General features: G+C 64.5%; 10 protein-coding genes and 1 tRNA gene. 2 read left to right on the top strand and 9 right to left on the bottom strand.

What is annotated here, in order from left to right:
* Window positions 1-653: 653 nt before the first annotated feature.
* The 4 genes from ACOMG5_RS14580 to ACOMG5_RS14565 form a co-directional block, all read right to left on the bottom strand.
* Window positions 654-1229, bottom strand: a complete 576-nt coding sequence (locus ACOMG5_RS14580) for a YceI family protein (protein ID WP_420344528.1) — start codon at window positions 1227-1229, stop codon at window positions 654-656.
* A 215-nt stretch (window positions 1230-1444) separates the two neighbouring features.
* Entirely contained in the window at window positions 1445-2854 is a 1410-nt protein-coding gene (gene glnA, locus ACOMG5_RS14575; RefSeq protein ID WP_420344526.1) for a type I glutamate--ammonia ligase, read from the bottom strand.
* Between the two features lie 51 nt (window positions 2855-2905).
* A complete protein-coding gene (locus ACOMG5_RS14570) occupies window positions 2906-3244 on the bottom strand; it encodes a P-II family nitrogen regulator (RefSeq protein ID WP_420344525.1) in 339 nt (112 codons plus the stop codon).
* Window positions 3231-3422, bottom strand: coding sequence for a hypothetical protein (locus ACOMG5_RS14565; RefSeq protein ID WP_420344524.1), 192 nt, complete (start codon window positions 3420-3422; stop codon window positions 3231-3233). Before ACOMG5_RS14565 ends, ACOMG5_RS14570 begins: the two co-directional genes overlap by 14 nt.
* A 25-nt stretch (window positions 3423-3447) precedes the next feature.
* On the opposite strand from ACOMG5_RS14565, the gene ACOMG5_RS14560 reads away from it, so the two are divergent.
* Together ACOMG5_RS14560 and ACOMG5_RS14555 are read left to right on the top strand one after the other, a co-directional pair.
* Window positions 3448-4092, top strand: coding sequence for an NAD(P)H-hydrate epimerase (locus ACOMG5_RS14560; protein WP_420344523.1), 645 nt, complete (start codon window positions 3448-3450; stop codon window positions 4090-4092).
* The gene (locus ACOMG5_RS14555; RefSeq protein WP_420344522.1) at window positions 4089-4943 is read left to right on the top strand and encodes an NAD(P)H-hydrate dehydratase; all 855 of its coding nucleotides are present in this window, start codon (window positions 4089-4091) and stop codon (window positions 4941-4943) included. Before ACOMG5_RS14560 ends, ACOMG5_RS14555 begins: the two co-directional genes overlap by 4 nt.
* 525 nt (window positions 4944-5468) lie before the next feature.
* On the opposite strand, the gene ACOMG5_RS14550 is transcribed toward ACOMG5_RS14555, so the two are convergent.
* The 5 genes from ACOMG5_RS14550 to ACOMG5_RS14530 all read right to left on the bottom strand — a co-directional run bounded on the left by ACOMG5_RS14550 (window position 5469) and on the right by ACOMG5_RS14530 (window position 10749).
* Window positions 5469-6416, bottom strand: coding sequence for an ABC transporter permease (locus ACOMG5_RS14550; RefSeq protein ID WP_420344521.1), 948 nt, complete (start codon window positions 6414-6416; stop codon window positions 5469-5471).
* 10 nt (window positions 6417-6426) lie between these two features.
* Window positions 6427-7677: an ABC transporter permease gene (locus ACOMG5_RS14545; protein WP_420344520.1), complete on the bottom strand. Its 1251-nt coding sequence runs from the start codon at window positions 7675-7677 to the stop codon at window positions 6427-6429.
* 87 nt (window positions 7678-7764) lie between these two features.
* A complete protein-coding gene (locus ACOMG5_RS14540; RefSeq protein WP_420344519.1) occupies window positions 7765-8847 on the bottom strand; it encodes an ABC transporter substrate-binding protein in 1083 nt (360 codons plus the stop codon).
* Window positions 8848-8936: 89 nt separating this feature from the next.
* Complete coding sequence (locus ACOMG5_RS14535; RefSeq protein ID WP_420344518.1) at window positions 8937-10040, bottom strand: ABC transporter ATP-binding protein; 1104 nt, start codon at window positions 10038-10040, stop codon at window positions 8937-8939.
* 635 nt (window positions 10041-10675) lie between these two features.
* A tRNA-Gly gene (locus ACOMG5_RS14530) sits at window positions 10676-10749 on the bottom strand.
* Window positions 10750-10964 lie beyond the last annotated feature (215 nt).

The raw sequence follows: 10964 nt of genomic DNA, 5'->3' as shown, positions 1-10964 counted from the left end.
CCGCTGCACGCGATGAGGGTTCCGCGCGCCGGGCGATTGCTCATCCCACGCCGAAAGGCGTAAATCAGCTACCGGCTCCGGTCGCGGCTGGATGAAAGACCAGTGGCAGGTCAGGATGAGCCCTTGTATCGCGGCATCGAGCGGGTGCGCCCCCGTTTGACGGTGACAATGGCGGCCTGCAATCTGGCGAGGCTGCCAAAACTGCTCGCGGCCTGACGAGAGAAGCCGCGCTCGGGACTGCCCGCTCATGAGCCAGCACGCCCCAGCATCAGGGGAGAAGGGAACCGTGCCTCGCGGCAGCCTTTTTTTCAGCACCCTGCTCAGAAGCTGCGAGGGGCTGGGCTCAGATGACCCTGCCACCAAGACCAGCCGCTCCAGCCGATCAGCAACCACGCCTGCCTGCACAAACAACAAGGGCATAGCCGGGCCTCCTGATCGACAATCCCTCCAGGCACCTTGATAAGGGGAAAACCGCGCCAGAGCTCCGGCGCGATCCGCGCTATGCTCCAGCGCCGAAGCGCCCCCAGCCCGCGCATATGGCGTGTATCTCACCTCTCGCAACGCCAGCTGAGCGGGACATGCGCCAGACAGCAGAAAGGCGGCGATATGCATCGCCGCCTTCCGGAAGTGTTCGTCTGCACCAGGCTGACGGATCACTCGGCCTTCTGCGCTTCGATCGAGATATGCACCTTCACCTCGTCGCTGACGTAGGGAGCGAAGGCGCCCATGTTGAAGTCGGTGCGCTTCACGGTGGTGGTGGCTTCGAAGCCGATCCACGGCTTCTTCGCCATCGGGTGCTCGCCCTGCTGGTTCAGCGCCGCATCGAGCACGATCGACTTGGTCACCCCGTTGATGGTCAGATCGCCGGTGATCTTGCCGGTCTTGTCGCCGGTCACTTCGATGCCGGTCGACTTGAAGGTGATTTCCGGATGCGCAGCGGCGTTGAAGAAATCGCCCGAGAGGAAGTGCTTCGTGCGCTCTTCCCAGCCGGTGTAAAGCGTGTCGGTCTTCACGGTCACGGCAACCGAGGAGGCCTTCGGATCGGCCGCGTCGAAATCGATGGTGCCGTTGAAGCCGGAGTAGATCCCGGTCGTGTTCGAATAGCCGAGGTGGTTGTATTCAAACACGATCTGGCTGTGGCTCGGATCGAGGGTGTATTTTTCTGCAGCAGCGAAAGCGGCTTGCGAGAGACCGGAGGCAAGGCCGGCGGCCAGAAGAACGGATTTCAGCATCAGACAACTCCTTGGGATGCGTCGTGTGAGGCGCAGAGTGATGTGCGGACGCAGAAGGAGCAATTCCCTATTGGCTCACATGAGCTGTTTGGCGCCGCACACCCACGTGATCGCGCTCTGCGACGGATGAATGCCGCAGCGCAGCACCGGCCGCTCCGCCAAAGAAAAAGGGCGCCCGGAGGCGCCCTTTTCCGTCCCTGTTCCGCTGTTGATCAGCAGGAATAGTACATTGCGTATTCCACCGGGTGCGGCGTGTGCTCGTAGGCGTAAACTTCTTCCCATTTCAGGGCGATGTAGCCTTCGAGCTGATCCTTGGTGAAGACGTCGCCCTGGATCAGGAAGTCCATGTCCTTCTCCAGCTCTTCGAGCGCTTCACGCAGCGAGCCGCAGACGGTCGGGATTTCCGCCAGCTCTTCCGGCGGCAGATCGTAGAGATCCTTGTCCGAAGCCGGGCCCGGATCGATCTTGTTCTTGATGCCGTCGATGCCGGCCATCATCAGCGCGGCGAAGCACAGGTAGGGGTTCGCCGACGGATCGGGGAAACGGGCTTCGACGCGCTTCGCCTTCGGCGATTCGGTCCACGGAATACGGACGCAACCCGAGCGGTTGCGGGCCGAATAGGCGCGCAGCACCGGAGCTTCGAAGCCCGGGATCAGACGCTTGTAGGAGTTGGTCGAGGGGTTCGTCAGCGCGTTCAGCGCCTTCGCGTGCTTCAGGATGCCGCCGATGAAGTACAGCGCTTCCTGCGACAGGTCAGCATATTTGTCGCCGGCGAAGAGCGGCTTGCCGTCCTTCCAGATCGACATGTTGACGTGCATCCCCGAGCCGTTGTCGCCCTTCATGGGCTTCGGCATGAACGTGACGGTCTTGCCATAGGCATGGGCCACGTTGTGGATCACGTATTTGTACTTCTGGATGTTGTCGGCCTGCTCGACCAGACCGCCGAAGATCATGCCCAGCTCGTGCTGGCAGGTCGCGACTTCGTGGTGGTGCTTGTCGACCTTGATGCCCATGCGCTTCATCGTCGAGAGCATCTCGCCGCGCAGGTCCTGGGCTTCGTCCACCGGGTTCACCGGGAAGTAGCCGCCCTTGTGGGCCGCACGGTGCGCCAGGTTGCCGCCTTCGATTTCCGCATCGGTGTTCCAGGCCGCCGCTTCCGCGTCGATCTGATAGGACACTTTCGCCGGGGTGACCGAGTAGCGCACGTCGTCGAAGATGAAGAATTCAGCTTCGGGGCCGCAGTAGAACGCGTCGCCCACGCCCGAGGACTTCAGATAGGCCTCGGCCTTCACCGCAGTGCCGCGCGGGTCGCGCGAATAGGATTCGCCGGTATCGGGCTCGACGACGTTGCAGTGCACGCACATCGTCTTTTCCGCATAGAACGGGTCGATATAGACCGAAGACGGATCCGGGATCAGCTTCATGTCGGACTGGTCGATCGACTTCCAGCCGGCGATCGACGAGCCGTCGAACATGAAGCCTTCCTCGAACCAGTCCTCATCGACCAGATCCGCGACCAGCGTCACGTGCTGCAGCTTTCCCTTCGGGTCGGTGAAGCGGACGTCGACATATTCGACTTCCTCCGCCTTCATCAGCTCGAGAGCCTTTTTGACTGCGCTCATTAAATTACCCTTTCCTTGAGCATGGGTATCCGGGCTACGGCCCGAAATCGTTCACACCGCGTCGTCGCCGGTTTCGCCGGTCCGGATGCGGATCGCCTGTTCCACGGGGGAGACGAAGATCTTGCCGTCGCCGATCTTCTCGGTCCGCGCGGCGGAAATGATGGCATCGACCGCGATCTCCACCATATCGTCGGGCAGGACCATCTCGATCTTCACCTTGGGCAGGAAGTCGACGACATATTCTGCGCCGCGATACAATTCGGTGTGGCCCTTCTGACGCCCGAAGCCCTTGGCTTCGATCACCGAAAGCCCCTGAATTCCGGCCTCCTGAAGCGCTTCCTTCACCTCATCGAGCTTGAAGGGCTTGATGATCGCCTCAACCTTTTTCATTCCCGTCGACTCCCCCCATCAGGATATGCCGCAACCGTCTGACCACTTTCCGCGCAGGGCCGCAATCGGCTAGGATGAAGCCCTGCGGGCCCACCGGGGGAATCCCGCCGATGCGCGCAACATTTAATCGTTTAGCACTATATTTCACCAATATGAAAACAAAAGCGGTGTAAAACATGTCGCAATCCCTGAGTACTGCCCAAATGCGCGCCAAAGAAGCCGCTGCAATCGCAAGTGGCACGGTCACGGGGCTGGAGCTGATGGAGCGCGCAGGCCAGGGCGCTGCCGAGGCCATCGCGGCGCAATGGCCCGAGGCCCGCGCGGCCCTGATCCTGTGCGGCCCGGGCAACAACTGCGGCGACGGATATGTCGTTGCGCGGCTCCTCGATGCCCGGGGCTGGCGGGTGGCCGTCTGTGCGGCGCGGGAGGCCGCGGCGCTTCCCCCGGATGCGGCCGCGCAGGCCCTGCGCTGCGCTGGCCTGCCAACGCGCGCCTGGTCGGCCGAGGCGGTCGCGGATCTGCTCACGACGGGCGACGGGCCGATCCTGGTGGTGGATGCGTTGCTCGGAATCGGTCAGGCCCGGGATTGCTCGGAGCTGCTCGCGCCCTGGTGGCAGGCTCTGGCGCTCAGCTCCGGCACCGGCCGCGACCGCGACATCCACACCGTCAGCCTGGACGTCCCCACCGGCCTGTGCAGCGACAGCGGCGCGCTTCTGGCGCGGGCGCCGTTCGAGCCCGAACTCGTGGTGACGTTTCATGCTGAAAAACCCGTTCACCAAATGCTCAGGAATTCGGGGGTAAGGGTGGTCGTGGCCGATATCGGCCTGCCGCATGAGGAGAGGGAATGACCCGCCGGATCGAAGCCGACGATGCGCTGCGCGCCCTGTTGGCCAAACGCGAGGATGCGCACAAATACAGCTACGGCCATGCGCTGGTGCTCTCGGGCGGCGCCGGGCGCACCGGGGCCGCGCGGCTGGCGGCACGCGCGGCGCTCCGGGTGGGCGCGGGCCTGGTGACGGTGCTCTCGCCCCAATCGGCAATGGCGGAGAATGCGGCGCAGCTTACCTCCGTGATGCTTCAGGTCCTGCCCGATTCCTATTCGCTCCGCGGCCTGATGCAGGACAAGCGGCTGAATGCGCTGCTGCTCGGCCCGGGGCTCGGGGTGCCGCGCGCGCGCGACATGGTCCCGGCGGCGCTCTGGGCGAAGCGGGCGACGGTGCTCGATGCCGATGCGCTTACGGCCTTCGCCGAGGAGCCGCGGCAACTCCTGAGCGCGCTCCACCCGGGCGTGGTCCTGACCCCGCACATGGGGGAATTCGCGCGCCTTTTCCCCAATCTGGCGGAAGCCCTGCGGGCAGGCACCCTTCCCGCCCTCGCGGCCGCGCAGCAGGCCGCGGAGCGCGCGGGCTGCACCGTGCTGCTCAAGGGGGCGGAGACAGCGATTGCTACGCCAGACGGTGCGGCGGCGGTTCATAGCGCCACGGGCGCAGAGGCGGCCCCCTGGCTTGCCACTGCGGGCTCGGGCGATGTTCTGGCGGGGCTGATCGCCGGCCTGCTGGCAAGGGGGGCCGCGCCCTTCGAGGCCGCCTGTGCAGCAAGCTGGCTGCATGCCGCGGCGGCGCGGGCCTTTGGACCCGGCCTCATCGCCGAGGATCTGCCGGAGCAGATCCCTGCGGTATTGCGCAGCATCGGCCTCTAGCCGTGGCAGTCCGCACGCGCAGTTCCTCAGGCGCGCGGCGCGGGGCTACGGGCAGGACGCCCGCTTATCGCGACAGCAGATGGCGCTGATACCCGGAACGCATCTCCGGCACCGAACGGCCACCTTGTGCCGATATGGGGCGGAACCTTTCGGACAAGTGGTGTGGGCGCGGGAGCCGGATTCTGTGGTCAAAGTGAAGGCTGGCCTAACGCCCAGGGCAGACCGATTGTCAGGGCGGCCCGAAAAAGCCGCCATAGGCGAGCTACATTTGTGCACCGAGCCCGGCGCGGGATTTTGGTTTAGAAGGGGGCCGACTTCGGTGCTGGTTGACAGGCTTGCCAACCGGTGCCGGCACGAAAATAAATCCGCACGAACGGTGGACGCGGTTCCCTGGGGAAGCCGCCTCTGAAAGCCGAGCGAACGGCAATGATAACGTATAGCTCACGGGAGCAAGGACAGACCGGTTAGCTGCGGGAAGGCGGGACGGGGGCGTATTGCGCCGCCTTCGGCGGCGCGCCCCTACGCTCAGCTGCTGATGCCGCGCAGGCGCTCCGAGCGGCGGCGCAGGAGCTCCACCGTGGTCAGCAGAAGGATGGAGATCACCACAAGGATCGTCGCTACGGCCAGGATCGCGGGGCTGATCTGTTCGCGGATACCGTTCCACATCTGACGCGGGATCGTCTGTTGCTCCGGTGCGGCGATGAACAGCACGGCCACGACTTCATCGAAGGAGGTGACGAAGGCGAAGAGCGCGCCCGACACGATACCCGGCAGGATCAGCGGCATCACCACGCGGAAGAAGGCCACGCGCGGGTTGGCGCCAAGGCTTGCGGCCGCGCGCACGAGAGACTGGTCGAAGCCCGAGAGCGTCGCCGTCACCGTGATGATGACGAAGGGGATGCCGAGCGCGGCATGCGCCATGATGATCCCGAGATAGGAGCCCGCAAGCCGCATCCAGCCGACGCCTTCGGTGGTGAGCACCGGGATCTGCGTGGCGGAGTAGAAGAAGAACATCCCCGTCGCCGAGATGATGATCGGCACGATCATCGGCGAGATCAGCACGGCCATGATCTGCTTACGGTAGGGCATTTCCGCGCGGGTCAGGCCGAGCGCTGCGATGGTGCCGAGACCGGCCGACAACAGAGTTGCGAACACACCGATGATGACAGAGTTCTTTGCTGCGCGCATCCAGGAGGCATTGGCCCAGAAATCCGCCCAGAAGGCCGCATCGCGCGGGGCCTCGGGGTTCTGCATGCCGAAGGTGATCAGCCGATCATACCAGCGCAGGCTGTAGGCGGCCGGGTCGCCGTGCAGCATCCCGGAGGAGAAGGTGAAATACGGCTCGGCATTGAAGCTGAGCGGGATCACGATGACGATCGGCGCGATCAGGAAGATGAAGATCAGGGTGCAGATCGTGAGATAGGCCACGCGCCAGGCGCGTTCGAGCGGGCTTGCATAAATGGGAAGCGCCATGATGTTCTCCTTACCCCAGCTTCATCTTGTCGATGCCGATGAGGCGGTCGTAGATCCAGAAGAAGACGAGCACGATCACCAGCAGCATCGTCGAGAGCGCCGCGGCCAGCGACCAGTTCAGCGACTTCTGCATGTGGAAGGCGATCATGTTGGAGATCATCTGCCCGTCTGCGCCGCCGACCAGGGCCGGGGTGATATAGTAGCCCATCGCCAGGATGAACACGAGCAGCCCCCCCGCCCCGACGCCCGGCAGCGTCTGCGGCAGATAGACCCGGCGGAACGCCGTCCAGGAGGTGGCCCCCAGCGAGCGCGCGGCGCGCACATAGCTCGGCGGGATCGTCTTCATCACCGAATAGAGCGGCAGGATGGTGAAGGGCAGCAGGATATGCGTCATCGCGATGATCGTGCCGACCTGATTGTACATCATGGCGAGGCGCTGATCGTCGCGCAGGATGCCGAGCCAGACCAGAAGATCATTGACCACGCCCTGCTGCTGCAGCAGCACCATCCAGGCGGTGGTCCGCACCAGGAGCGAGGTCCAGAACGGCAGCAGCACCAGGATCATCAGCAGCATCGCATGCTTCATCTTCACCGCAGAGAGCAGGAAGGCGATCGGGAAGCCCAAGAGCAGGCACAGCGCGGTGATCTGGAACGACATCACGATCGTGCGCCAGAACAGCGTCTTGTAGACCGCCTGATCGGCCGGGACGCCGACGATCTTGCCATCGGCATCGCGGGTCAGGTCCAGCGCGGCCAGGTAGAAATCGAGCGTATAGGCATGGGAGGCCGAGCGCATCGCGCGCCACAGGTTCGGATCTTCCCATTTCTTGTCGAGCGCGACGATCGCGTCCCTGAACGGCGGCTTCAGCTTGTCGGCGTTGCGCGCCGAGGAGGTGAAGAGCGAGCGCGTACCGGGCACATCGTAGTTGATGCGCGTCCCGGCGGAGCCAGCGGTCTTCTCCTCCTTCATCCGCGCGAGATCGGACGCCAGCGCCGCATAGGCGCTTTCATCAATGGCCGCGCCCTGAGGATGCTCCGAGAACCAGTCGCCAAGGGCGGGCGCCGAAGCGGAGAAGCTGTCGTTGTGGAACGACTGCACGAGCATCTGACCGATCGGCCAGATGAAGGTCACCACGATGAACAGGAACAGCGGCAGCACCAGCAGCAGCGCGCGGCGCCGGCGCACGGCCAGCGAAGCCGCAAGCGCCGCCTTCAGCGGCTTGCCGTCATCCGTAGTGAGAGAAACGGTCGCGTCGGTCATTCGGTCTTCCCCGTATGGACACGGTAATCACGGGATATGACGGACCGCCCGCCAGGGGCGGTCCGTACGGTCGCGATAGCGCTCAGATCAGCTGGCCAGCCAGGCGTTGAAGCGCTCGTTCAGCTCGGTGTCGTGATCGACCCAGAACTCGTAGGACGAGGGCAGCGCGTTGGTCAGGTTCTCCGGCGAGGTGGGCATGTAGGGGCCCATCTCGGTCTTGCCGTCTTCGAACTTGCCGACGAGCGGGGCCGAGGATCTCCGGGCCGGACCGTAGGAGATGTACTTCGCCTGATCGGCGAGCTGCTGGGTCTGGGTCGCAAAGGCGAGGTATTTCTTCGCCGCTTCCAGATGCGGAGCACCCTTCGGGATGATGTAGCCGTCATATTCATAGACCTGACCGTCGAACACGGTCTTGAACGGCTTGTTCTCGGTCACCGCCGCGGCGAAGATCCGGCCGTTGTAGGCGGTCGACATCGTGACTTCGCCATCGGCCAGCAGTTGCGGCGGCTGCGCACCGGCTTCCCACCAGACGACGTCCTTCTTGATGCTGTCGAGCTTCTTGAACGCGCGCTCGACGCCTTCCGGCGTGCCCAGAGTCTCGTAGACCTTGTCGGCGGGGACGCCATCGGCCATCAGCGCCATCTCCAGGTTCACCTTGGCGCCCTTGCGCATGCCGCGCTTGCCCGGGAACTTCGCGGTGTCGAAGAAATCGGCGATGGACGCGGGCTTGTCGCCCGGGAATTTGGTCTCGTCATAGGCGTAGATCGTCGAGAACACGATCGTGGCGACGAAGCAGTCGGTCACGGCGCCGGGCAGGAAATCATCGGCCGCCGCAGTGCCATCGGGCGCGGCCACGAGGATCGACGGGTCGATCTCTTCGGCCAGGCCTTCGTCGCACAGGCGGATGCCGTCGGCATATTCCACATCGACCACGTCATAGGTGACGTTGCCGGCCTCGACCTGCGCCTTCACCGGGGCGGCCGGGTTGTCGGCGGCCTCGGTCTTCACCGCGATCCCGGTCGCGGCGGTGAAGGGCTTCGCATAGCCTTCCACCTGGCTCTTCTCATAGGCGCCGCCCCAGGACAGGACGGTGATCTCCTCGGCCGTCGCGCCATGGGCGAGGCCAGCGGCGATCAGCGCCGTGGTGGTCAGCAGTTTCAGCTTCTTCATAATTTGCTCCCCTGTTGGGCAAAAAGACGTCTTTGCGTCATTGGTGGCCGCCGTGGCGGCAGTGCTCCGGGGCCAGTGGCCCCGGCGGATCACATCGGATCGAGCGCGCGGGCATCCTCGGGATGCCAGCCGATCTGGACCTTCTGGCCCGGCACGAGCTTGGTCTGGCCAAGCGTGTTGCGACATTTCATCACGAAATCATCGGTCCCCGCAACCTTCATGCGGGTCCGGAAAATATCGCCCATATACACGACCTCGACCACTTCGGCGTCGATCTTGTGGGCGCCCGCGGGCATCATCTCGGGCTTGAACTCGATCCGTTCGGGGCGGATCGAGACCAGCGTCTCCTGCCCGAGATGGCGGATGTTGACCGGGGTCGCGTTGATCAGTTCGCCCGTGAGCAGCCGCACGGTGCAGGCCTCGTCGCTCAGTGTCTCCACCTTCCCCGGCAGCTTGTTGTTCTCGCCGATGAACTGCGCCACGAAGCTGTTCTTCGGGCGCTCATAGAGCTCATCGGGCGGCGCCAGCTGCTGGATGCGGCCGTCGTTGAACACCGCGACGCGGTCCGACATGGTCAGCGCCTCGCCCTGATCGTGGGTCACATAGACCACGGTGATCCCGAGCCGGTCGTGCAGCGCCTTGATCTCGAACTGCATGTGCTCGCGCAGTTGCTTGTCGAGCGCGCCGAGCGGCTCGTCCATCAGCACCAGCTCCGGATCGAACACCAGCGCCCGCGCGAGCGCGATCCGCTGCTGCTGGCCGCCCGACATCTGCGCCGGGCGCCGGTTCGCGAACTTGCCCATCTGCACCATGTCGAGCGCGCGCTTCACCTTCGCCTCGCGGTCGGATTTGCCCAGCCCGCGCACTTCGAGCGGAAACGCCAGGTTCTCCGCCACCGTCATATGCGGGAACAGCGCATAGTTCTGGAACACCATGCCGATGCCGCGCTTGTGCGGCGGGACATGGTTGATATCGACGCCGTTGAGCCGGATCTCGCCGCGGGTCGCGGTTTCGAAGCCTGCGAGCATCATCAGGCAGGTGGTCTTGCCCGAACCCGACGGCCCCAGCATGGTCAGGAACTCGCCCTTGCCGATGGACAGGTTCAGATCCTTAACGACCAGACTTTCGCCATCATAGCTCTTCTGGACATGGTCGAATACGACGAATCCCTCGTCGGATGCAGCAATCGCCAAAATCGGGCTCCCCGTGATTTTTCTGGTTAGTTTTTCCCGTGAGGCAAGTTAAGCGCCCGCCCCGGAGGATTTCAACAGCGTTTTCAGAGGGCGTTGTTTGCGTGCGGCCCGGCTTTCCAAGCTGCGCAAAAACCGTCGCGATGCGACATCGCTCGTTCTTGGAACGACCAGGATGGCGCATGAAACTGACCAATTCATTTGCACCGCAGAAACGCATGCGCCGCAGCGCAGCGCCGGTTCGGTGGCCATTTTGAGAATCGTCACGGGTTTTGGCGGCGAATCGCCCGGCCGCCCGAAAAACCGATTCGATCGTGTTAGCGGCGGACATCCGGCACCGCCGGGAGGCCCCTGATGCGGTCGCACCGCCAGTCGGGCGGTGGCGCCGCGCGGCGCTTCCCGGAGCAGAGCGCCGCCCCCTTGGCGGCGATGGGCCGAGATCGCATCCGAAAGCGCGCGTGCCTGACCGCCGCCAAGGACCGCGGTCCGATCGAGTGATCCTAGCATAGATCGCGACGCGCGCCCACCGCAAGAGCACCGCTCCGGCCCCGCGGCTTTGCGGACGACAGCGCATCCATGCCGCCGCAAGCGCGGTGGCGAAACGATGGGCAATGCGGGGAGCGGGGCATTTTCGAAACTGGAGCGGGTAGCGGGAATCGAACCCGCCCCATTAGCTTGGAAGGCTAAGGCGCTACCACTACACCATACCCGCCCGTTTCGTCGGCACCTCTGGCGCCGGTGCACAGCAGATACCGAGTTTCCCGCCCCGGCGCAACCCCCGGGGCGGGCCCGGCATCCCCCCGGCCGGGCGCTCTCGTCCCCGAAATCTCGCCGGTTTCCCCGGGCTCCGAAGCGGCAGCGCCGGGCGATGTGGCCTGTAGCCACCCGCCGCACGGCTGGGCACCTGCCCCCTCGTCTGGCCCTTTC

Origin of the sequence: Paenirhodobacter sp. (assembly GCF_041916475.1) — a bacterium.
In the GTDB taxonomy this organism is placed as follows: Bacteria; Pseudomonadota; Alphaproteobacteria; order Rhodobacterales; family Rhodobacteraceae; genus Rhodobacter.
Note: the sequence above shows the minus strand (reverse complement) of the source record. Positions and strands in the feature narration are given on the sequence as shown.